The organism is Pseudomonas fluorescens, from assembly GCF_902497745.1.
Lineage (GTDB): Bacteria > Pseudomonadota > Gammaproteobacteria > Pseudomonadales > Pseudomonadaceae > Aquipseudomonas > Aquipseudomonas fluorescens_BM.
In genome coordinates, this window is sequence record NZ_CABVHJ010000005.1 from 13294 (window position 1) to 36690 (window position 23397).

General features: G+C 60.2%; 21 protein-coding genes. 14 read left to right on the plus strand and 7 right to left on the minus strand.

Annotated features, from left to right (window positions below; genetic code table 11):
- Positions 1-383: 383 nt before the first annotated feature.
- Positions 384-1325, plus strand: a complete 942-nt coding sequence (locus tag F8N44_RS09015; protein ID WP_134174578.1) for an AEC family transporter — start codon at positions 384-386, stop codon at positions 1323-1325.
- Positions 1326-1433: 108 nt separating this feature from the next.
- On the opposite strand, the gene F8N44_RS09020 is transcribed toward F8N44_RS09015, so the two are convergent.
- The 6 genes from F8N44_RS09020 to gatC all read right to left on the minus strand — a co-directional run bounded on the left by F8N44_RS09020 (position 1434) and on the right by gatC (position 6787).
- The gene (locus tag F8N44_RS09020; protein ID WP_016984177.1) at positions 1434-1814 is read right to left on the minus strand and encodes a carboxymuconolactone decarboxylase family protein; all 381 of its coding nucleotides are present in this window, start codon (positions 1812-1814) and stop codon (positions 1434-1436) included.
- Positions 1811-2872: a calcium/sodium antiporter gene (locus F8N44_RS09025; protein WP_150650075.1), complete on the minus strand. Its 1062-nt coding sequence runs from the start codon at positions 2870-2872 to the stop codon at positions 1811-1813. Before F8N44_RS09025 ends, F8N44_RS09020 begins: the two co-directional genes overlap by 4 nt.
- A 46-nt stretch (positions 2873-2918) precedes the next feature.
- Positions 2919-3290: a septal ring lytic transglycosylase RlpA family protein gene (locus F8N44_RS09030; RefSeq protein WP_150650076.1), complete on the minus strand. Its 372-nt coding sequence runs from the start codon at positions 3288-3290 to the stop codon at positions 2919-2921.
- Between the two features lie 149 nt (positions 3291-3439).
- A complete protein-coding gene (gatB, locus tag F8N44_RS09040) occupies positions 3440-4885 on the minus strand; it encodes an Asp-tRNA(Asn)/Glu-tRNA(Gln) amidotransferase subunit GatB (protein ID WP_007915352.1) in 1446 nt (481 codons plus the stop codon).
- A gap of 146 nt (positions 4886-5031) precedes the next feature.
- Complete coding sequence (gatA, locus tag F8N44_RS09045; protein WP_150650077.1) at positions 5032-6483, minus strand: Asp-tRNA(Asn)/Glu-tRNA(Gln) amidotransferase subunit GatA; 1452 nt, start codon at positions 6481-6483, stop codon at positions 5032-5034.
- Positions 6484-6499: 16 nt separating this feature from the next.
- Positions 6500-6787, minus strand: coding sequence for an Asp-tRNA(Asn)/Glu-tRNA(Gln) amidotransferase subunit GatC (gene gatC / locus F8N44_RS09050; RefSeq protein ID WP_007901429.1), 288 nt, complete (start codon positions 6785-6787; stop codon positions 6500-6502).
- A 211-nt stretch (positions 6788-6998) separates the two neighbouring features.
- Here gatC and mreB point away from each other — a divergent pair, with 211 nt between their 5' ends.
- The 8 genes from mreB to tldD all read left to right on the plus strand — a co-directional run bounded on the left by mreB (position 6999) and on the right by tldD (position 18200).
- Positions 6999-8036 carry a rod shape-determining protein MreB gene (gene mreB / locus F8N44_RS09055; RefSeq protein WP_002555108.1) on the plus strand — a complete coding sequence of 346 codons (1038 nt, stop codon included), beginning with the start codon at positions 6999-7001 and terminating at the stop codon, positions 8034-8036.
- Between the two features lie 141 nt (positions 8037-8177).
- Positions 8178-9311, plus strand: a complete 1134-nt coding sequence (gene mreC / locus F8N44_RS09060; protein ID WP_150650078.1) for a rod shape-determining protein MreC — start codon at positions 8178-8180, stop codon at positions 9309-9311.
- Complete coding sequence (gene mreD / locus F8N44_RS09065; protein WP_122595161.1) at positions 9311-9802, plus strand: rod shape-determining protein MreD; 492 nt, start codon at positions 9311-9313, stop codon at positions 9800-9802. The genes mreC and mreD overlap by 1 nt, the downstream gene beginning before the upstream one ends.
- 37 nt (positions 9803-9839) lie before the next feature.
- The gene (locus F8N44_RS09070) at positions 9840-10436 is read left to right on the plus strand and encodes a Maf family protein (protein ID WP_150650079.1); all 597 of its coding nucleotides are present in this window, start codon (positions 9840-9842) and stop codon (positions 10434-10436) included.
- 58 nt (positions 10437-10494) lie between these two features.
- Complete coding sequence (rng, locus tag F8N44_RS09075; RefSeq protein WP_034154470.1) at positions 10495-11952, plus strand: ribonuclease G; 1458 nt, start codon at positions 10495-10497, stop codon at positions 11950-11952.
- Positions 11953-12027: 75 nt separating this feature from the next.
- Entirely contained in the window at positions 12028-15834 is a 3807-nt protein-coding gene (locus tag F8N44_RS09080; RefSeq protein WP_150650080.1) for a YhdP family protein, read from the plus strand.
- Positions 15835-15892: 58 nt separating this feature from the next.
- Complete coding sequence (locus F8N44_RS09085) at positions 15893-16753, plus strand: carbon-nitrogen hydrolase family protein (RefSeq protein WP_150650081.1); 861 nt, start codon at positions 15893-15895, stop codon at positions 16751-16753.
- Positions 16754-16757: 4 nt separating this feature from the next.
- Positions 16758-18200 (plus strand): metalloprotease TldD, encoded by a 1443-nt coding sequence (gene tldD / locus F8N44_RS09090; protein WP_007915374.1) that lies wholly within the window; start codon positions 16758-16760, stop codon positions 18198-18200.
- Between the two features lie 91 nt (positions 18201-18291).
- Here tldD and yjgA read toward each other — a convergent pair whose 3' ends face one another.
- The gene (gene yjgA, locus F8N44_RS09095; protein WP_007915377.1) at positions 18292-18816 is read right to left on the minus strand and encodes a ribosome biogenesis factor YjgA; all 525 of its coding nucleotides are present in this window, start codon (positions 18814-18816) and stop codon (positions 18292-18294) included.
- A gap of 108 nt (positions 18817-18924) precedes the next feature.
- Between yjgA and pmbA the strand changes: the two genes are divergently transcribed.
- The 5 genes from pmbA to F8N44_RS09120 all read left to right on the plus strand — a co-directional run bounded on the left by pmbA (position 18925) and on the right by F8N44_RS09120 (position 23368).
- Positions 18925-20271, plus strand: coding sequence for a metalloprotease PmbA (gene pmbA / locus F8N44_RS09100; RefSeq protein WP_150650082.1), 1347 nt, complete (start codon positions 18925-18927; stop codon positions 20269-20271).
- Between the two features lie 251 nt (positions 20272-20522).
- Positions 20523-20930 (plus strand): FagA protein, encoded by a 408-nt coding sequence (locus F8N44_RS09105; RefSeq protein WP_150650083.1) that lies wholly within the window; start codon positions 20523-20525, stop codon positions 20928-20930.
- A complete protein-coding gene (locus tag F8N44_RS09110; RefSeq protein WP_150650084.1) occupies positions 20911-22287 on the plus strand; it encodes a class II fumarate hydratase in 1377 nt (458 codons plus the stop codon). The genes F8N44_RS09105 and F8N44_RS09110 overlap by 20 nt, the downstream gene beginning before the upstream one ends.
- Before the next feature lie 27 nt (positions 22288-22314).
- A complete protein-coding gene (locus F8N44_RS09115) occupies positions 22315-22755 on the plus strand; it encodes a hypothetical protein (protein ID WP_016984162.1) in 441 nt (146 codons plus the stop codon).
- Between the two features lies 1 nt (position 22756).
- A complete protein-coding gene (locus F8N44_RS09120) occupies positions 22757-23368 on the plus strand; it encodes a superoxide dismutase (RefSeq protein ID WP_150650281.1) in 612 nt (203 codons plus the stop codon).
- Positions 23369-23397 lie beyond the last annotated feature (29 nt).

A 23397-nucleotide genomic window follows, 5' to 3' on the forward strand; every position in this document is an offset into this window, starting at 1 on the left:
TGGGTCAAGAGCTACCCTCACCCCAGCCCTCTCCCTGGGGGAGAGGGGGCCGACCGAGTTGTCTTGCGCTATACATCGACCTGAAATACCGAGTTGATTATGGATTCAGCGATGTCATTTCAGGTCGATGGATTTATGCAATATCCCCCGATTGGTCCCCTCTCCTTCGGGGAGAGGGTTAGGGTGAGGGGCTGATCGAGTTGTTTGGCGCTATACATCGACTTGAAATACCGAGTTGATTATGGATTCAACGAAGTCATTTCAGGTCGATGGATTTATGCAATATCCCCCGATCGGTCCCCTCTCCCTCCGGGAGAGGGCTAGGGTGAGGGGCTTTTGCTTTATCATTGGCCACTAACGACGCTCACCCAAGGCTCCCCGGCATGCTGGCAATTTTCCTCGAAACCCTGAACATCACCGCGCCGGTATTTGCCATGCTGTTTCTCGGTGTGCTGCTCAAGCGCATCGACTGGATCAACGACAACTTCATCCACACGGCCTCGTCGCTGGTGTTCAACGTCACCATGCCGGCGCTGCTGTTCCTCGGCATTCTGCACGCCGACCTCCACGCCGCGTTGCAACCGTCCCTGCTGATCTACTTCTCCTTGGCCACCCTGGTGAGTTTCGCCGTGGCTTGGGGCTGGGCGATTTTCAAATGCCCGCGTGAAGATCGCGGCATCTACACCCAGGGTGCGTTTCGCGGCAACAACGGCGTCATCGGTCTGGCGCTGGCGGCGAGCATGTACGGCGATTACGGGATTTCCCTCGGGGCGATTCTCGCGGCGCTGGTGATCCTGTTCTACAACACGCTGTCGACCATCGTGCTGGCGGTGTACAGCCCGGTGATCAAGTCCGATCCGTGGAGCATCTGCAAAAGCGTGTTCAGCAATCCGCTGATCATCAGCGTGATTGCGGCGGCGCCGTTTGCCTATTTCAAGATCGGTCTGCCGGGCTGGCTGGAGACTTCCGGTCAGTATCTGGCGCAGACCACGTTGCCGCTGGCGCTGATCTGCATTGGCGGCACGCTGTCACTGGCGGCGCTGCGCAAGAGCGGCAATATGGCGCTCAGCTCCAGCCTGGTGAAGATGATCGGTTTGCCGGTGCTGGCGACGTTGGGGGCTTGGTTGTGGGGCTTTCGTGGCGCGGAGCTGGGGATTCTGTTTCTGTACTTCGGCAGCCCGACGGCAGCGGCGAGTTTTGTCATGGCTCGGGCGGCGCAGGGCAATCATGAACTGGCGGCGGCGATTATCGTGATGACCACGTTGATGGCGGCGATTACCACCAATGTCGGGATTTTCGTTTTGCAGTGGGGTGGGTGGATCTAGCCTGGATCTTGGGTTGCTCTCCCGGGCCTCTTCGCGAGCAAGCTCGCTCCCACATTTGAAATGCATTCCAATGTGGGAGCGAGCTTGCTCGCGAAGGCGTCAGTTCAATCACTCAGGTTTCTGGTAGGTATCAATCACTTCCTGCGCCGCCCGAAACGCATCGATCGCTGCCGGCACGCCGGCATACACTGCGCAATGCAGCAGCGCCTCACGAATCTCGTCCACCGTGCAGCCATTGTTCAGCGCACCGCGCACGTGGCCTTTCAACTCCTGCGGGCACTTCAGTGCCGTCAGCGCAGCGAGGGTGATCAAACTGCGGGTTTTCAGCGGCAGACCTTCGCGGTTCCACACGCCACCCCAGGCATGTTCATTGACGAAGTCCTGCAATGGCTGGGTGAACTCGGTGGCGTTGCCCAAGGCGCGATCAACAAACGCATCGCCCATTACCTGGCGACGGACTTCAACCCCGGACTTCTTCGATTCGGTCATGGTTTTTCACTCTTGTGGTGTTGGCGGCGCCAGGCGCGGATCGACGTGAACAGCAGAAACGTCAACAGCGTCGGCAGGACATAAAACAGCATCAGCCGTTCGAGCTTGCCCGCCAGCGGCATGCCGGTGGTGAACGACACCACGTGCAGCCCATAGGCCAGATACAAACCGAGCAACAGCAAACCTTCGGCGCGCGTCACGCGGTAGCCGGAATAGAACACTGGCAGGCACAGTGCGGCGACGCCGAGCATCACCGGCAGGTCGAAATCCAGCGCGTTCGGCGATACCGACAGCGGCGTCGGCGCGATCAATGCAGTCAGGCCGAGCACCCCGAGCAGGTTGAACAGGTTGGCGCCGATCACGTTGCCTACGGCGATGTCGCGTTGACCGCGCAATGCGGCGATCAGCGACATGGCCAGTTCCGGCAGAGAGGTCCCGACAGCGACAACGGTCAGGCCGATGACCCGCTCGGAAAAGCCAAGATCGGTCGCTACTACAACGGCAGCGTTCAGCAGCAGATGGCCGGCGAACACCAGCATGGTCAGGCCGACCACGATCATCAGCGCACTGCCGAACCAGGAGGTTTGCGCGGTTTCGGCGTGTTCCGTGTGTGGTCGTGCCGAGTGCCGTGACTGGCGAAACAGCAAGCCGAGATACAAGGCCAGTGCACCTAACAGCAGGATGCCGTCGAAGCGCCCGATCTCTTCATTCCACGCCAATACGAACACCAGCAGGCTGGCGCCGATCATCAGCGGAATATCGAGCCGCACCAGTTGCCGCGAAACGCGCAGAGGAATGATCAGCGCCGACAGGCCGAGGGTGACGAGGATATTGAAGATGCTGCTGCCGACCACGCTGCCAACGGCAATGTCCGGGTTGTGCGCCAGCGCCGCTTGCAGACTGACGGCCATTTGCGGCGCACTGCTGCCGAGGGCGACGATGGTCAGGCCGATGATCAGCGGCCGTACATGCAGGCGCGCGGCCAGACGCACCGCCGCGCGCACCATCAATTCGGCGCCGAAGATCAGCAGGCACAGGCCGGCGAGCAGTTCGATCACGCTGATCAGGGGTAAGTCGGCTAATCCGAAAATGGTCAGCGCTCCATCAGTCGAGGGCCTGCACGCGAACCCGCGCGGTGCCGCTGCGCAGCATGCCGAGCTGTTCGGCGGCCTCGCGGGACACGTCGATCAGGCGTCCACGGGTATGCGGGCCGCGGTCGTTGATGCGGACCACGACGGATTCATCGTTTTTCAGGTTGGTGACCTTCACTCGCGTGCCAAAAGGTAATTGGCGGTGGGCGGCGGTCAGGGAATTCTGGTTGAACGGTTCGCCACTGGCGGTGCGTTTACCGTGGTGCTTTGCACCGTAATAGGAAGCGACACCGGTCTGGTCGTAACCGTGCGGGTCGATGGTGTCGGTGCTGGCGCAACCGGCCAGTAAAAAAAGCAGGGCGCAGGCGCCGAGCAGACGTTTCATTCGAAAGCTCCCAGATAACAATGTGGGAGCGAGCTTGCTCGCGAAGAGGCCGTCACATTCAGCATTCATGTTGAATGTCATGACGCCTTCGCGAGCAAGCTCGCTCCCACAGGGAATAGAGCCAGGCTTTGGATCTGGCTCAATTGCGGTCAGCCTTCGAGCTTGCTTTTCAGCAGTTCGTTCACTTGCTGCGGGTTGGCTTTGCCTTTCGACGCTTTCATCGCCTGACCGACAAAGAAACCGAACATCTTGCCGCGTTTGGCTTCATCCGCCGCACGGTATTGTTCAACCTGCTCGGCATTGGCCGCGAGCATTTCGTCGAGGACTGCCGAGATCGCGCCGCTGTCGGTCACTTGCTTCAGGCCGCGTTTTTCGATGATCTCGTCCGCGCTGCCTTCGCCGTTGGCCATCGCTTCAAACACCACTTTGGCGATCTTGCCGGAGATGGTGTTGTCCTTGATGCGCTGCAGCATGCCGCCCAACAGTTCCGCCGACACCGGCGACTCGTCGATGTCCAGGCCTTGCTTGTTGAGCAGGCTGCCCAACTCGACCATTACCCAGTTCGCCGCCAGTTTGGCGTCGCCGCCGATGGCTGCAACTTTCTCGAAGTAGTCCGCTTGCTCACGGCTGGTGGCCAACACGTTGGCGTCATACGCCGACAGACCGAACTGGCTCTGGAAGCGCTCGCGTTTCTGCGGTGGCAGTTCCGGCAGGGTGGCGCGCACCTCGCCGAGGAACGACTCCTCGATAACCACTGGCAGCAGATCCGGATCGGGGAAGTAACGGTAGTCGTTGGCTTCTTCTTTCGAACGCATCGGACGGGTTTCGTCCTTGTTCGGATCGTACAGACGAGTCTGCTGAATCACTTTGCCGCCGTCTTCGATCAGCTCGATCTGACGCTGGATCTCGGAGTTGATCGCCTTCTCGATGAAGCGGAACGAGTTGACGTTCTTGATCTCGCAGCGCGTACCGAACTCAACCTGGCCTTTCGGACGGATCGACACGTTGCAGTCGCAACGCAGCGAACCTTCGGCCATGTTGCCGTCGCAGATGCCCAGATAACGCACCAGCGCGTGGATCGCCTTGACGTAAGCCACGGCTTCCTTGGCGCTGCGCATGTCCGGCTCGGAAACGATTTCCAGCAACGGCGTGCCGGCACGGTTCAGGTCGATGCCGGTGGCTCCGTTGAATTCTTCGTGCAGGCTCTTGCCGGCGTCTTCTTCCAGGTGCGCGCGAGTAATGCCGACACGTTTGACAGTGCCGTCTTCCAGCGCGATGTCCAGATGGCCTTTGCCAACGATCGGCAATTCCATCTGGCTGATCTGATAGCCCTTCGGCAGATCCGGGTAGAAATAGTTTTTACGCGCGAACACGTTGTGCTGACCGATCTCGGCGTCAATCGCCAGACCGAACATCACCGCCATGCGCACCGCTTCCTGGTTCAGCACCGGCAACACGCCAGGCATGCCCAGATCGATCAGGCTGGCCTGGGTGTTCGGCTCGGAACCGAATGTGGTGGAACTACCGGAAAAGATTTTCGACCGGGTAGTGAGCTGAGTGTGAATCTCCAGCCCGATCACGACTTCCCATTGCATGTGTGTCTCCTAGCCTTTTGCTGGGGATTTTGAAACGTCGCGAGCGAAGGTAAGGCAAGGCGAAAACTGGCGAGTAAGCGGAGTTGACTTTAGTCAATGAGCATTACGAGCCAGTTTTCAACGCAGCATTACCGAGCGCAGCAGTTTCAAAACCCCTGCGGGGTGCGGGTGTGCCAGTCAGTGTGTAACTGATACTGGTGGGCAACGTTCAACAGGCGACCTTCCTGGAAATACGGCGCGAGCAGCTGCACGCCAACCGGCAGACCGTCGACAAAACCGGCCGGCATCGACAGGCCCGGCAGGCCCGCGAGGTTGGCGGTGATGGTGTAGACGTCTTCCAGATAGGCAGCGACCGGGTCGCTGTTCTTGGCGCCAAGCTTCCAGGCCGGGTTCGGCGTGGTTGGGCCGAGGATGATGTCGACTTCATTAAAAGCCGCCATGAAGTCGTTTTTCACCAGACGACGGATCTTCTGTGCTTTCAGGTAATAGGCATCGTAGTAACCGGCGGACAGCGCGTAGGCACCGACCATGATCCGGCGCTGCACTTCCGGGCCGAAGCCTTCGCCACGGGAGCGCTTGTACAGGTCGATTAGGTCTTTCGGTTGCTCGCAGCGATGGCCGAAGCGCACGCCGTCGAAACGCGACAGGTTCGACGAAGCTTCTGCCGGGGCGATCACGTAGTACGCCGGAATCGCGTGCTGCATGTTTGGCAGGCTGATTTCCTTGATCACCGCACCGAGCTTCTGCAGCTCTTTGATGCTGTTCTGGATCAGCTCGGCGATGCGCGGGTCGAGACCGGCGCTGAAGTATTCCTTCGGCACGCCAATGCGCAGGCCTTGCAGCGAATCGCCCAGGCTTGCGGAGTAATCCGGCACTGGCTCATCGATGCTGGTCGAATCGTTCTGATCGAAGCCAGCCATACCTTGCAACAAAATTGCGCAGTCTTCGGCCGTGCGCGCCAACGGGCCGCCCTGATCGAGGCTCGAGGCGTAAGCGATCATGCCCCAACGCGAAACGCGACCGTAGGTCGGTTTCAGGCCGGTGAGGTTGGTGAACGCCGCCGGCTGACGGATCGAACCGCCGGTGTCGGTGGCCGTCGCCGCAGGCAACAGACGAGCGGCAACTGCCGCCGCCGAACCACCGGAGGAACCGCCCGGTACGTGTTCCAGGTTCCACGGGTTTTTCACCGCGCCGTACCAGCTCGACTCGTTGGCCGAACCCATGGCGAATTCGTCCATGTTGGTCTTGCCCAGGGTCACGGCGCCGGCAGCGGCCAGTTTCGCGACCACGGTGGCGTCGTATGGGGCCTTGAAGTTGTCGAGCATCTTCGAGCCGCAGCTGGTGCGTATGCCCTGGGTGCAGAACAGGTCTTTGTGAGCGATCGGCGCACCGAGCAGGGCGCCGCTCTCACCGTTGGCGCGGCGGGCGTCGGCGGCTTTCGCCTGCTCAAGGGCCAGCTCTTCGGTGAGGCTGATGAAACTGTTGAGCTGTGGATCGAGCTGGGTAATACGCGCCAGCAGGACTTTGGTCAGCTCTTCGGAGGAAAACTTTTTATCGGCGAGACCGCGGGCGATCTCGGCCAGAGTCATTTGATGCATTGCAGGCTCATTCCCTTTAGTCGATGACTTTCGGAACCAGATACAGGCCGTTTTCGACCGCTGGTGCGATGGACTGGTAGGCCTCGCGGTGATTGGTCTCGGTCACAACGTCGGCGCGCAGGCGCTGACTGGCTTCCAGCGGGTGGGCCAGAGGCTCGATTCCGTCGGTGTTAACAGCCTGCATTTCGTCGACCAGACCGAGAATGCTGTTGAGGGCGGAAGTAATGTGTGGAAGATCGGCATCATTGAGGCCAAGGCAGGCCAGATGAGCGATTTTTTCCACGTCGGAGCGTTCTAGCGCCATCGGGATTCTCCAGTGGAAAACAGAACGGACGGCGTCCGTGTGTTAGATTGTCGGAACACTACCGCACTTCTACGGTCATAAGGCCGCGATTGTGGGGCTTGGTGCACAGAAAAGCGGCCAATTTAACATATTGGCGCCTTGCCCAAAATCCCTGTCGTTGTTAGAGTTTGCCGCACTTTTTTACCCACGCGTTGCCTAGGGTCCCTTTCCCATGTTCAAGAAACTGCGTGGCATGTTTTCCAGCGATCTTTCCATTGACCTGGGCACTGCCAACACCCTTATTTACGTGCGCGAGCGCGGTATCGTCCTGAATGAGCCATCGGTTGTGGCCATTCGGACACACGGTAACCAGAAAAGTGTCGTTGCTGTCGGCACCGAGGCCAAGCGCATGCTCGGCCGTACGCCGGGCAACATTGCTGCCATTCGTCCGATGAAAGACGGCGTGATCGCCGACTTCAGCGTCTGCGAAAAGATGCTGCAATACTTTATTAACAAGGTTCACGAAAACAGCTTTCTGCAGCCTAGCCCTCGTGTGCTGATCTGCGTTCCATGCAAGTCCACCCAGGTTGAGCGTCGTGCCATCCGTGAATCGGCCCTCGGTGCCGGTGCTCGTGAAGTGTTCCTGATCGAAGAGCCAATGGCTGCTGCGATCGGTGCAGGTCTGCCGGTCGAAGAAGCGCGCGGTTCGATGGTCGTGGATATCGGTGGTGGTACTACCGAAATCGCGCTGATCTCCCTGAACGGTGTGGTCTATGCCGAATCCGTGCGTGTTGGCGGCGACCGTTTCGACGAAGCGATCATCACCTACGTGCGTCGTAACTACGGCAGCCTGATCGGTGAGTCCACCGCTGAACGCATCAAGCAGGAAATCGGCACGGCCTACCCGGGCGGCGAAGTTCGCGAAGTCGACGTTCGCGGTCGCAACCTGGCCGAAGGCGTTCCACGCGCATTCACCCTGAACTCCAACGAAGTGCTGGAAGCTCTGCAAGAGTCTCTGGCGACCATCGTTCAGGCCGTGAAAAGTGCGTTGGAGCAATCGCCGCCGGAACTGGCTTCCGACATCGCCGAGCGTGGCCTGGTGCTGACCGGTGGTGGCGCGCTGCTGCGTGACCTCGACAAGTTGCTGGCCCAGGAAACCGGTCTGCCAGTGATCGTTGCCGAAGATCCGCTGACCTGTGTTGCTCGCGGCGGTGGCCGTGCATTGGAAATGATGGATAAGCACACCATGGACCTGCTCTCGAGCGAATAAGTCGCCGGGTGCAATACGTGGGTGAACGCGCAGGCAGCACTTTGCAGTGCTGCCTGTTGGCGTTTATCTTCTGTCAGTCTTCATCCAGGCCGGTTTGATGCCGTATGAATAAACAGAACATTTGCCTGGGAGGAGCGGCTTATTAAACCGCTTTTCGCCAAAGGCCCTTCGTTGGGTGTGCGCCTGTTGGTGCTGGCCGTGCTGTCGGTCGCGCTGATGGTGGTCGATGCCCGCTTCGACTTGCTCAAGCCCGCGCGCAAACAAGCGTCGCTGGTGTTGATGGACGCCTACTGGATTACCGATCTGCCGGGACGCCTGTGGGAAGGGATTGCCAGTCAGTTTGGCAGTCGCACCGAACTGGTCGCCGAAAACGAAAAACTCAAGACCGAAAACCTGCTGTATCAGGGTCGCATGCAAAAGCTTGCCGCCCTTACCGAGCAGAACGTTCGGCTGCGCGAGTTGCTCAATTCCTCTGCGCTGGTCAATGAAAAGGTCGAAGTGGCCGAGCTGATCGGCATGGACCCCAATCCCTTCACCCATCGCATCATCATCAATAAAGGTGAGCGCGATGGCGTGGTGCTGGGTCAGCCGGTGCTCGATGCGCGCGGTCTGATGGGCCAGGTAGTCGAGTTGATGCCTTACACTTCCCGTGTATTGCTGTTGACCGATACCACCCACAGCATTCCAGTTCAGGTTAACCGTAACGGTCTGCGGGCGATCGCCAGCGGCACCGGCAACCCGGAGCGCCTGGAATTGCGCCACGTCGCCGACACGGCCGATATCAAGGAAGGCGATCTGCTGGTCAGTTCCGGCCTCGGCCAGCGCTTCCCGGCCGGTTATCCGGTCGCCACGGTGAAGGAAGTCATCCACGATTCCGGCCAGCCGTTCGCGATCGTCCGCGCCGTGCCGACTGCCGCACTCAATCGCAGTCGCTACCTGTTGCTGGTGTTCAGTGACAGTCGCACCGCCGAAGAGCGCGCCAACGATGCCGCGCAAGCCCAGGAGAATCTTGATGCCTTTGGCGGGGGCCCGATTATTCCGGCCACTGTACCGAAGACCGTGACCTCACCTGCTGCGGCGCCAGCCAACGCCACGCCTGCAGCACCTGCGGCCAATGCGGCTCCCACCCAGCCCGCTGCAAGCAAACCGCCAGCGGCTGCCAGACCCCCGGCAGCGACTCCGGCGGCAAGCAAACCTCCAGCTGCCCAGCCCGCTGCACGACCTGCGGCCAAACCGCCTGTCAGCGCACCGGCGACAACCGGGAGACAAGAATAATGGTCGGGGCTACCGCATCGCGAAACGGCTGGATTGTCTGGCTGACGTTTCTCGTTGGCCTGCTGCTCAGCGTGTCACCGTTGCCGATTTTCATGGAGATCCTGCGCCCGTTATGGCTGGCCTTGCTCCTGACATTCTGGGCGTTGTATATGCCGCACACGGTCGGCATGGTCACGGCGTTCTGTCTGGGCCTGGCCGAAGACGTGCTGCAAGGCGACTTGTTCGGGCAGAACGCGCTGATCCTGACTTTGATCACCTTTCTGGTGCTGTCGTTGCAACAACGCCTGCGAATGTTCCCGATGTGGCAGCAATGCCTGGTGATTCTAGTGATCTTCGGTCTCGCGCAACTGGTGCAATTGTGGCTCAGCGCCTTGACCGGCAACCGTCAGCCAACGCTGGCACTGGTGTTGCCGGCGCTGGTCAGTGCCTTGCTCTGGCCTTGGGTCAGCTTTGCCCTACGCGGACTACGCCGACGCTACAGAATCAATTGAGCCGGTGAAGCAGGGCACTGAACAGGGAGATGTTTTGATGAAGCCGCTTTACCTCGCCTCCGGATCGCCGCGTCGCCGTGAATTGCTCACGCAGATCGGCGTTCCGTTTTCCGCCATCAGTGCGGATATCGACGAAACCCCATTACCCGAAGAATCGCCGTCGGCCTATGTCGAGCGTCTGGCACGCGGCAAGGCCGCGGCCGGGCGCCGTACCGTCGTGTCTGCTCAGCCATTCTGCGTGCTGGGTGCCGACACCGCCGTGGTGCTGGACGGCAAAATTCTTGGCAAACCGGTGGACGAAGCCGATGCATGCGCCATGCTGATGATGTTATCCGGCAAGGAGCATGAAGTGCTGACCGCCATCGCTGTGCTGGAAGGCGAGCGCTGCGAGTCGCGGGTGGTGCGTAGCCAGGTGCGCTTCCGCCCGATCAGCAGTGAAGAAGCTGCTGCCTATTGGGCCAGTGGCGAGCCGCGGGACAAGGCCGGCGGTTATGGCATTCAGGGGCTCGGCGCGGTGTTTGTCGCGGGGCTCAATGGCAGTTATTCGGCGGTGGTCGGGCTGCCAGTTTGCGAAACCGCAGAACTGTTGGGCCATTTCGGCATACCCTGTTGGCAAAACCTGAACGCGCAATAAGCGTCGTACGAATCCAGATGCGGCCATTATCGTGAACATGCCTGAACGAGATCCTGCCATGAGTGAAGAGATTCTGATCAACATCACGCCGATGGAGTCGCGCGTGGCGGTGGTCGAAAACGGTGTGCTGCAAGAAGTCCATGTTGAGCGCACGCAAAAGCGCGGGATCGTCGGCAACATCTATAAGGGCAAGATTGTCCGCGTGCTGCCGGGTATGCAGGCGGCCTTCGTCGACATCGGCCTGGATCGCGCGGCATTCATTCACGCCGCCGAAATCTCCCTGCGCGAAGGCCCGGCGGTGGAAAGCATCAGTGCGCTGGTGCACGAAGGCCAAAGCCTGGTGGTGCAAGTCACCAAGGATCCGATCGGTTCCAAAGGCGCGCGGTTGACCACGCAGCTGTCGATTCCGTCGCGCTATCTGGTGTACATGCCGCGCACCGCCCACGTCGGCATCTCTTTGAAAATCGAAGACGAAGCCGAACGCGAGCGCCTCAAGCAGGTGGTCAGCGATTGCGTGGCCAAGGAAGGGATCAAGGAGGCGGGCGGTTTCATTCTGCGCACTGCCGCCGAAGGCGCTGGCGCCGATGAAATCCTCATGGACATCCGTTATCTGCGTCGCTTGTGGGACCAGATCAACGAACAGATCAAGACCATTTCCGCGCCGAGCGTGATCTACGAAGACCTTGGTCTGGCGCTGCGCACGCTGCGTGATCTGGTCAACCCGAAGATCGAGAAGATTCGCATCGATTCCCGGGAAACGTTCCAGAAAACCACGCAGTTCGTCGCCGAACTGATGCCGGAAATCGCTGATCGTCTGGAACACTACCCGGGCGAGCGGCCGATTTTCGACCTGTACGGCGTCGAAGACGAAATCCAGAAAGCCCTCGAACGCAAGGTGCCGCTGAAATCCGGTGGCTATCTGGTGGTGGATCCGGCGGAAGCCATGACCACCATCGATGTGAATACCGGGGCTTTCGTCGGCCATCGCAACCTCGAAGAAACCATCTTCAAGACCAATCTCGAAGCGGCTACCGCAATTGCCCGGCAAATGCGCCTGCGCAACCTGGGCGGGATCATCATCATCGACTTCATCGACATGGAAGATGAAGAGCACCAGCGCCAGGTGCTGCGCACTCTGGAAAAACAGCTGGAGCGCGATCACGCCAAGACAAACATCATCGGCATCACCGAGTTGGGCCTGGTGCAGATGACCCGCAAGCGCACACGCGAAAGTCTCGAACAAGTGCTGTGCGAACCGTGCAGCAGTTGCCAGGGGCGCGGCAAACTGAAAACTGCGGAAACCATCTGTTACGAGATCTTCCGCGAGATTCTCCGTGAAGCGCGGGCCTATCAGGCCGAGGGTTACCGGGTGCTGGCGAACCAGAAAGTGGTCGACCGTTTGCTCGACGAAGAATCCGGTAACGTTGCCGAACTTGAAGGCTTCATCGGCCGCACCATACGCTTCCAGGTGGAAACCATGTATTCCCAGGAACAATATGACGTGGTGTTGCTCTGATCCCCTGCGTCACTTTTATTCCACCGCGGCTGGCCTCAGCTTTTCGCAGTATTTTTGCCATGGGAGCCAACTGACATGGAGCGTCTGACACGCATTTTGGCCGCAATCACCCGCTGGGGGCTGGGCCTGTGCGCGTTGGTTTTGGTATTGATGGCGTTGTACGTCAGTCTCGGCCGCGAACTGACGCCGTTGGTGGCCGAATATCGCGCCGACATCGAAGACAAGGCCAGTGCCGCCCTCGGCATGCCGTTGCAGATCGGCGAGCTGGAAGGCAACTGGAGCGGTTTCGCGCCGATTCTGCTGGCCCATGATGTGATGGTCGGCGACGGCGCCAATGCCTTGCGTCTGGATCGGGTGCGCGCCGTACCGGATTTGTGGGCCAGCCTGTTGGCTCGCGAAGTGCGTGTTGCCCACCTCGAACTCAACGGTCTGAAAATCAGCCTTAAAGAGTCAGAAGACGGCAGTTGGGCGCTGGAAGGTTTGCCAGTGCAGAACGATCAGCCGCTGGATCCGCAGCAATTGTTCAAACGCTCGCAGATGATTCAGCAGCTGTCGGTGCTCGACAGTCAGGTGACTTTGCAGCCGCAGGATCACGCGCCGCTGACGCTCACCTATGTCGGCCTCAATCTGAAAACCGGCGCTAGCCGTCAGCGGCTCGATGCCCGTTTGACCTTGCCGGATGGTCAGCCCGTCGCACTGAGCCTGCGCACGCGGATTCGCCCCGAGCAATTGAAGGACAGTGTGGTAGACGGTTACGCCAGCCTGCCGCAAAGCGACTGGTCGAAGTGGCTGCCGGAGCGTCTTACCCAACAATGGAATTTTTCCGAGATCAAGGCCGGCGGTGAACTCTGGGTCAACTGGGCCAAGGGCACACTGCAAAGTGCGGCATTTCGTTTGAATGCGCCGCAACTGACCGGCGCCTATGCCGATCGCAAGCCGATCCAGATCAATAATCTGGCGCTTAACGCCTACTACGAGAACGGTGCCGAGGGTGCCACCCTCAGCCTCGACTCACTGGCGATGAATTTCGGCGAGAACCGTTGGGAGTCGCATGTACAGCTCAAGCAGACGCGCGCGACCGACAAAGTGGACGAGCTCTGGCACTTGCAGGCGGATCGTCTCGATCTGACCCCGATCACTCCACTGCTGAATGCGTTGGGGCCGTTGCCGCAAGGTTTCGCCACGGCCGTTGATCATTTGAAAGTCACCGGTGGTCTGCGCAACGTGCTGCTGGATTTTCGCCCCAACGCCACCGATGGCAATAAATTCAGTTTCGCGACCAATCTGGACAATGTCGGTTTCGACGCCTATCACGGCGCTCCGGCAGCACGAAACGTCAGCGGCAGCCTCAGTGGCAACCTCGACGGTGGCGAGTTGCGCATGGACAGCAAGGATTTTGTCCTGCACCTCGACCCGATCTTCGCCAAGCCATGGCAGTACATTCAGGCCAACGCCCGGCTGACCTGGAAACTCGACAAAGACGGCTTCACCCTGATCGCGCCGTACCTGAAGGTGCTCGGCGAGGAGGGCAAGATTGCCGGTGATTTCCTGATTCGTCTGCATTTCGACCATAGCCAGGAAGACTACATGGACCTGCGGGTCGGTCTGGTCGAGGGCGACGGTCGCTACACTGCCAAATACCTGCCCGAAGTCCTGAGTCCGGCGCTCGACGAGTGGCTGCGTACGGCCATCCTCAAAGGCGCAGTCGATCAGGGCTTCTTCCAGTATCAAGGCTCGCTGAACAAGAACGCCGGGGAGGCCGACCGCAGCATCAGCCTGTTCTTCAAGGTGCACGATGCCGAACTCGCGTTCCAGCCGGGCTGGCCGCACGTGAGCAAGGTCAGTGGTGACGTGTTCATCGAAGACAGTGGCGTACGGATCTGGGCCAATAAAGGTCAGTTGCTCGACACCCAGGTCAGCGATGTATTCGTCAACATTCCCCACGTACCGGCCGGGCAACACACGCACATGTATCTCGATGGCGCGTTTGCCGGTGGCCTCGGTGATGGCCTGAAAATCCTTCAGGACGCGCCGATCGGCACCGGTGAGACCTTTGCCGGTTGGGAAGGCGCGGGCGATCTGCAAGGCAAGCTCAAGCTCGATATCCCGCTGGACAAGGGCGGCGACCAGCCGAAAATCCTCGTCGACTTCAAAACCGCCAATGCGCGGCTGAAACTTGCCGAGCCGAAGCTTGAGTTGACCCAACTCAAGGGCGATTTCCGCTTTGACAGCGCCAAAGGACTCAGCGGGCAGAACATCGCCGCGCGCGCCTTCGACAAACCGGTCACTGCGCAGATTTTTGCTGACGGTAGTCCCGGCAAGCTCAAGACCCGGGTTGCGGCGTCCGGGCAGGTCGAGGTGAAGAAACTCACCGACTGGTTGGGCGTGACGCAGCCATTGCCGGTGTCCGGAACGATTCCGTATCAGCTGCAGTTGAATCTGGACGGCGCTGACAGTCAATTGATGGTCAGCTCAAGTATGAAAGGCGTGGCGGTGGATCTGCCGGCGCCGTTTGGCATGGCGGCGGATGTCGGTCGCGACACGGTGTTCCGCATGACCTTGCAGGGGCAGGAGCGGCGTTATTGGGTCAATTACGACCAATTGGCCAACTTCACCTTTGCGGCACCGCCTACCAATTTTGCCGAGGGCCGTGGCGAGTTGTTCCTCGGTGCCGGCGAAGCGGTGCTGCCGGGCGCCAAAGGCTTGCGGATTCGCGGAGTGCTTTCGGAGCTGGATGTCGCGCCGTGGCAGGATCTGGTCAACAAATACGCCGGGCAGGATCCGGGCGGCAGTGCCAAGCAATTGCTCAGCAGTGCTGATTTCAAGGTCGGCAAACTCACGGCTTTCGGGACGACACTGGATCAGGCGTCGGTGCAGGTCAATCGCAAGCCAGGCACCTGGAATCTGTCCCTCGATAGCCAGCAGGCCAAAGGCTCGGCGAGCCTGCCGGACGCCAAGGGCGTGCCGATTGCGGTCAATTTGCAGTACGTGAAACTGCCAGCGCCGGACCCGACAGTTCAGGCTGACGAGAACTCGCCGGATCCGTTGGTATCGGTCGATCCGACGAAAATTCCCGCGCTGGATATCACCATCAATCAACTGTTCCTCGGCCCGGATCTGGTCGGCGGCTGGTCGCTGAAGGTGCGCCCGACCGCCAAAGGCATCGCTCTGAACAACCTCGACATGGGGCTCAAAGGCATCCTGTTGCAGGGTAACGGTGGCTGGGAAGGGCCGCCGGGCGCGACCACCAGTTGGTATAAGGGACGCATTGGCGGCAAGAACCTCGCTGACGTACTCAAGGGCTGGGGCTTTGCTCCAAGCGTGACCAGTGAAGAATTCCACATGGACGTCGATGGCCGTTGGCCGGGCTCGCCGGCATGGCTGGCGACCAAGCGCTTCTCCGGCACCCTCGATGCGTCGTTGAACAAAGGCCAGTTCGTTGAAGTGGAGGGTGGCGCACAGGCGTTGCGAGTGTTTGGCCTGCTCAACTTCAATTCTATCGGCCGGCGTTTGCGTCTGGACTTCTCCGATCTGTTCGGCAAAGGCTTGAGCTACGACCGGGTCAAAGGTCTGCTGGTGGCGAACAATGGTGTGTATGTCACCCGCGAGCCGATTCGCCTGACCGGCCCTTCGAGCAACCTTGAGCTGGACGGTACGCTGGATCTGGTCGGCGACAAGGTCGATGCCAAGTTGCTGGTGACGTTGCCGGTGACCAACAACCTGCCGATCGCCGCGCTGATCGTCGGCGCACCGGCGGTTGGTGGCGCGTTGTTCCTGATCGACAAGTTGATCGGTGACCGTGTGGCGCGCTTTGCCAGTGTGAAATACACCGTCAAAGGCCCATGGAAAGAGCCGAAAATCACCTTCGACAAGCCTTTTTGAACAGCCAGCCTCTGAACCGATGGAGTAGCATGGCCGCATACCTCTTGCGGAGTTCGCCATGTCTTTAGCGGTGATTCAAATGGTCAGTCAGAGCGACGTGCCGGCTAATCTGGCTCAGGCCCGGCGCCTGCTCGAACAGGCTGCAGCCGGCGGTGCGAAGCTGGCGGTGCTACCGGAAAACTTCGCCGCCATGGGCCGTCGTGACGTGGCTGACATCGGCCGCGCCGAGGCGCTCGGCGAAGGACCGATCCTGCCGTGGTTGAAACAGACCGCCCGCGACCTCAAGTTATGGATAGTAGCCGGCACCTTGCCGTTGCCGCCGGTCAATCAACCGACGGCCAAGGCCAATGCCTGCTCGCTGTTGGTCGATGAGCAGGGCGAAATCGTCGCCCGCTATGACAAGTTGCATCTGTTCGATGTCGATGTGGCGGACAATCGCGGCCGTTACCGCGAATCCGATGACTATGCTTATGGCAGTGGCGTCGTGGTCGCCGACACGCCGGTGGGCAAGCTCGGTCTGACCGTGTGTTATGACTTGCGCTTTCCCGAGTTGTACAGCGAATTGCGTGCTGCCGGTGCCGAGTTGATTACCGCACCGTCAGCCTTTACTGCGGTGACCGGCGCGGCGCATTGGGATGTACTGATTCGCGCGCGGGCCATCGAGACACAGTGTTATGTGCTGGCCGCAGCGCAGGGCGGGACCCACCCGGGGCCGCGGGAAACCTTCGGCCACGCGGCGATCATCGACCCATGGGGTCGCGTATTGGCGAGTCAGGATCAAGGCGAAGCGGTGTTGTTGGCCGAACGCGATAGCGATGAACAAGCGTCCATCAGGGCGCGAATGCCGGTGACGAGTCATCGGCGGTTTTTCTCGCAGGGCGCCCAGCGGCCTGCTTCAGAACACGAATTTAAGGCGTAAACCTATGAGCGAGTTGTTGTCCTCAGTCAGTGATCACCTGTTGGCGCCCGGCGGCGTGACGATCGAGAGCCTGCAAGGCGTGCTCGGCGATCTGGCCGGCCCCGGTATCGATGCCGCCGATTTGTATTTCCAGGGCCAGATCTCCGAGTCGTGGGCACTGGAAGACGGCATCGTCAAGGAAGGCAGCTTCAACCTCGACCAGGGTGTCGGCGTCCGTGCGCAGTCCGGTGAAAAAACCGGTTTTGCCTACAGCAACGCGATCACCCTCGAAGCGCTCGGCGCAGCGGCCCGTGCCGCGCGTTCGATCTCCCGCGCCGGGCAGAACGGCACGGTGCAGGCGTTCACCACGCAGGATGTCGCACAGTTATACGCGCCGGATAACCCATTGGAAGTGCTGACTCGTGCAGAGAAAGTCGAGCTGCTCAAGCGCATCGATGTGGCTACCCGTGCGCTCGACCCGCGTATCCAGCAAGTCAGCGTCAGCATGGCCGGTGTCTGGGAACGCATTCTGGTGGCATCTACCGACGGCGGCCTCGCGGCGGATGTGCGGCCACTGGTGCGTTTCAACGTCAGCGTGATTGTTGAGCAGAATGGTCGTCGCGAGCGCGGCGGGCATGGCGGCGGCGGGCGTACCGACTACCGTTATTTCCTCGCCGAAGACCGCGCCATGGGCTATGCCCGTGAAGCGCTGCGTCAGGCGCTGGTGAATCTGGAAGCGATCCCGGCACCGGCCGGCACCTTGCCGGTTGTGTTGGGCTCGGGCTGGTCTGGCGTGCTGCTGCACGAAGCCGTCGGTCACGGTCTGGAAGGCGATTTCAACCGCAAGGGCAGCTCGGCGTACAGCGGGCGCATGGGCGAAATGGTTGCTTCCAAGCTGTGCACGATCGTTGATGACGGCACCTTGAGCGGCCGTCGCGGTTCGCTGAGCGTCGATGACGAAGGCACGCCGACCGAGTGCACCACGCTGATCGAAAACGGCGTACTGAAAGGCTACATGCAGGACAAGCTCAACGCGCGTTTAATGGGTGTAGCTCGTACCGGTAACGGTCGTCGTGAATCCTATGCGCACCTGCCGATGCCACGGATGACCAACACTTACATGCTCGGCGGCGAAAGCGATCCGGCGGAAATCATTGCTTCGGTGAAGAAAGGCATCTACTGCGCCAACCTTGGCGGCGGTCAGGTCGATATCACCAGCGGCAAGTTCGTGTTCTCCACCAGCGAGGCGTACCTGATCGAAGACGGCAAGATCACTGCGCCGGTCAAAGGCGCGACGTTGATCGGCAACGGCCCCGAGGCGATGAGCCGGGTGTCGATGGTTGGTAACGATCTGGCGCTGGACAGCGGTGTCGGCACGTGCGGCAAGGATGGGCAATCGGTGCCGGTTGGCGTCGGTCAGCCGACGTTGAAAATCGATGCGATCACCGTGGGTGGCACGGGCGCATAAATAAACGTGTGTAGGAGCTGCCGCAGGCTGCGATCTTTGCTCTTAAGATCAAAGGATCGCAGCCTGCGGCAGCTCCTACAGGGGCGAGATATCAACGCAGACCGCGTTGAGTTTCGTCCAGCTCACGGATGTACTTGAAGATCTTGCGGCTGGAAGCAGGAGGTTTGTTTTGCGCAACCTCGTGCTGAGCCTGACGGATCAGGGAACGCAGTTGTTGGCGATCGGCGTCCGGGTACTCGACGACGAACTTCTCCAGCACGGCATCGTCGCCTGCGATCAGGCGATCACGCCAGCGCTCCAGGTTATGGAAACGCTCGTTGTACTGACGAGTCGAGGCATCGAGTTGATCGAGCAGCGTGAGAATCGCGTCAGTGTCCTGATCGCGCATCAGTTTGCCGATGAACTGCAAGTGCCGTTTACGCGCGATGTTCGCGGTGTGCTTGGGCGCATCGGCCAGAGCCCGGCGCATGGCGTCGGTCAGCGGCAGTTTTGCGATCAAGTCTGGCTTGAGTGTTGTCAGGCGCTCGCCGAGGTCAACCAGAGCATGCAGCTCGCGTTTGACCTGAGATTTGCTTTTTTCTCCCGTATCGAGGGAGTCGTCGTAAGAATCAACCATGGTGGCAGTCCGCAAAGAAACGCCGCCATGATAACCAGTCGGGGGCCGCTTGTCCGGCCCGGTCGCTCGATGACCCCAGCCGAAAGCAGAATTTGAGTGGAGATGAGCATGAGTGCAGTTCAAAGCGTCGGCCCGCAGGCATTGCCGGCACTGCAGGAACAGGTCGAGCAGATCATCGCCGAAGCCAAGCGTCAGGGCGCCAGTGCCTGCGAAGTCGCAGTGTCGCTTGAGCAGGGGCTGTCGACTTCGGTGCGCCAGCGCGAGGTCGAAACGGTCGAGTTCAATCGTGATCAGGGCTTTGGCATCACGCTGTATGTAGGTCAGCGCAAAGGCTCGGCCAGCACCTCGGCGACCGGTCCGGATGCGATTCGCGAAACCGTCGCGGCGGCATTGGCCATTGCCAAACACACTTCCGAAGACGAATCCTCGGGTTTGGCCGATGCGGCGTTGATGGCCAAGGAACAGCACGATTTTGACCTGTTCCACGAATGGGACATCACGCCGGAGCAGGCCATCGAGAAGGCCTTGCTCTGTGAAGCAGCGGCATTCGACGCCGATGCGCGGATCAAGAACGCCGACGGTACGACGCTGAGCACCCATCAGGGCTGCCGGGTTTACGGCAACAGCCACGGTTTCATTGGCGGCTACGCATCGACCCGACACAGCCTGAGTTGCGTGATGATTGCCGAGGCCGACGGCCAGATGCAGCGCGATTACTGGTACGACGTGAGCCGCCAGGGCAATTTGCTGGCGGATCCGGTGAGCATTGGTCAGCGTGCGGCGCAACGCGCAGCGAGCCGCCTGGGCGCGCGTCCGGTGCCGACTTGCGAGGTGCCGGTGCTGTTTTCCGCAGAGCTGGCTGGCGGCTTGTTCGGCAGCTTCCTTTCTGCAGTGTCCGGCGGCAGCCTGTATCGCAAATCGTCGTTCCTTGAAGGCACTTTGGGGCAGAAGCTGTTCCCGGAATGGCTGACCATTGATGAGCGTCCGCACCTGATGCGGGCGATGGGCAGTGCTTCTTATGACGGTGATGGTCTGGCAACGTATGCCAAACCGTTCGTCGAAAAAGGTGAGTTGGTCTCGTACATTCTCGGCACTTACTCTGGACGCAAACTCGGTATGCCGAGCACCGCCAACGCTGGCGGCGTGCACAACCTGTTCGTGACCCACGGCGATGAAGACCAGGCTGCGCTGTTGAAGCGTATGGGGCGTGGCTTGCTGGTCACTGAGTTGATGGGCCATGGCTTGAACATGGTCACTGGCGACTATTCGCGCGGGGCGGCAGGCTTCTGGGTCGAAAACGGCGAAATCCAGTTCGCGGTGCAGGAAGTCACCATCGCCGGCAACATGCGCGACATGTTCAAGCAGATCGTTGCCGTGGGTAATGATCTGGAGTTGCGCAGCAACATTCGCACCGGCTCGGTGTTGATCGAACGCATGACCGTCGCGGGCAGCTAAACCGCAGCCGTCATACACAAAAGGCGCGCCATCCCAGCGGATGGCGCGCCTTTTTTATTGGCTCCACACAAAACCAATGTGGGAGCGAGCCTGCTCGCGAAAGCGATTTAACAGTCGACCGCAGCGGCGACTGACACGACGCCTTCGCGAGCAGGCTCGCTCCCACATTGGAGTCTGTGTAACCGGGCTCCCTTGTTTTGGTTCTCATTATCATCTAATAATAAATCTCATTATCGGATGAGCCCCGGATCATGAGTTCTGCCTTGCACGAGCAGCCGTACCTCGAAAGCTGGCGCTGGATGAGTCGCCAGATCCGTTGCGCGATGGATCCCGACGAACCGCGCCTGATCGAACACTATCTGGCCGAAGGCCGGTATCTGGCCTGTTGTACGGCAACTTCTCCCTGGACCATCGCTGAAACCTCCTTCCGTCTGCTGCTCGACACGGCCACCGACATCGCGCTGCCGTGGCACTGGCGCAGCCTCTGTCTCGATCAAGCCTGGCGTCCGTTGCGTGAAATGGAGCGCCTTTCTCTGTGCAAATGCCGGCTTAAACGCTGGCAGCGCTACACCTGGCAGCTCGCCACTTGCGAATTGCTTCCCTCGATTCCTCTCATTGAATTAGTCCAAGGATTTACCGATGACCAAGACACGTATTGAGCGCGACAGCATGGGCGAACTGCAGGTGCCGGTGGACGCTCTCTACGGCGCGCAAACCCAGCGCGCAGTGGATAACTTCCCGATCAGCGGCAAGCCGATGCCGACGCAATTCATCCGCGCACTGATCCTCGCCAAAGCAGCTGCCGCTCGCGCCAACGTTGAACTCAACCAGATCAGCGCCGCACAGGGCAAAGCCATCAGCGACGCTGCGCAAGGCTTGCTCGAAGGCGATTTCATGCAGCATTTCCCGGTGGATATCTTCCAGACCGGTTCCGGCACCAGTTCCAACATGAACGCCAATGAAGTGATCGCCACCCTCGCCAGCCGTCTGCTGGGTGAGTCGGTGAACGCCAACGATCACGTCAACTGCGGCCAGAGCAGCAACGACATCATCCCGACCACTATTCACGTCAGCGCTGCGTTGGCCCTGCACGAACAACTGCTCCCGGCGCTGTTGCACCTGGTGCAAGTGATCGAGCAAAAGGCCGGGCAAGTGCATCACCACGTCAAAACCGGTCGCACGCATTTGATGGACGCGATGCCGGTGCGCATGAGCCAGGTACTCAATGGCTGGGCGCAGCAACTCAAGGCCAACATCGGCCACGTGCAGGATTTGCTGCCGAGCCTGCAAGCGCTGGCGCAGGGCGGCACGGCGGTCGGCACCGGGATCAACGCGCATCCTGAATTCGCCGCACGTTTCAGCCGCCAGTTGAGCCAGTTGACCGATGTGCAATTCACCCCGGGCAAGGATCTGTTCGCGCTGATCGGCTCGCAAGACACCGCCGTCGCCGTCTCTGGCCAGCTTAAAGCCACCGCCGTGTCGCTGATGAAAATCGCCAACGACCTGCGCTGGATGAACTCCGGCCCGCTCGCCGGCCTTGGTGAAATCGAGCTGCAAGCCCTGCAACCGGGCTCGTCGATCATGCCAGGCAAGGTCAATCCGGTGATTCCGGAAGCCACCGCCATGGTCGCCGCACAAGTCATCGGCAACGATTCGGTGATCACCATCGCCGGCCAGTCGGGCAACTTCGAACTCAACGTGATGCTGCCGATCATTGCGCAGAACCTGCTGAGCAGTATCGAATTGCTGGCCAACTCCAGTCGCCTGCTCGGCGACAAAGCCATTGCCAGCTTCAAGGTCAACGAATCGCGCCTGAAGGAAGCGTTGTCGCGCAACCCGATTCTGGTCACTGCGCTCAACCCGATCATCGGTTACCAGAAAGCCGCCGAAATCGCCAAGCAGGCCTACAAGGAAGGCCGCGCGGTGATCGACGTTGCCCTGGAACACACCGACCTGTCGCGCAGCCAACTGGAAGAGTTGCTCAATCCCGAGAAACTCACCGCCGGCGGCGTGTAAACCCCGCAACCGCTTTGGAGGCTCACCATGGAGCACTGGAAACGCACGATCGAACGGGCCAATCGCTGCTTCATGCTCGGCGAATTGATCGACGCCCGTGAGGCTTACCTGCAAGCCCTGGCCCTGGCGCAAGTGTTGTTCGAACGCTGGGCGGATGCTGACGAAGCGGTGGCGGCTTGCGTGATCTCGCACCACAACCTCGCGGATTTGCACTTGCGTCTGAATCAGCCGGAGGAGAGCGCCGAATACCTCTGCGCCATCCACCAACGGCTGCTGCAGACCATGCAGGACGAACGCCAGCGCCTGGCCTTGCGTGAGGCGGCGCTGCGCCAGAGCAGCAAGACCTACGTCGAGCTGCTGAATTTCATCAGCGAACACGGCGAATACCCGCGTACCCAGCGTCTGCTGCACCCGGATACCGGCAATGCGCGCCGCGCGCCTGCCCCACATCACCATGGAGTCCATTGAAATGGCTTTTACCTTGCCTGCCTTGCCTTACGCCTACGACGCTCTTGAGCCGCATATCGATGCACAGACCATGGAGATTCATTACACCAAGCATCACCAGACTTACATCAACAACCTCAACGCCGCTGTAGAAGGCACTGAGTACGCTGAATGGCCGGTAGAAAAACTCGTCGCCAGTGTTCAGCAACTGCCGGAAAAACTGCGTGCGGCGGTGATCAATCAGGGCGGCGGTCACGCCAACCACTCGCTGTTCTGGGAAGTGATGGTGCCGAGCGGTGGCGGTAAGCCGGAAGGCGCGTTGGCCAAAGCCATCGATGAGCAACTGGGCGGCCTCGACAGCTTCAAAGAAGCCTTCACCAAAGCCGCACTGACCCGATTCGGCAGCGGCTGGGCCTGGCTCAGCGTGAACCCGGAGAAAAAACTGATCGTGGAGAGCAGCGGCAACCAGGACAGCCCGTTGATGAATGGCAACACGCCGATTCTCGGTCTCGACGTCTGGGAGCACGCCTACTACTTGCGCTATCAGAACCGCCGCCCGGAATACATCAATGCGTTCTACAACGTAATCAATTGGCCTGAAGTGGCTGCGCGCTATCAGGCCGCACTGGTTTGAGTCTTCTATAAAAACAATCCAAGGCTGAC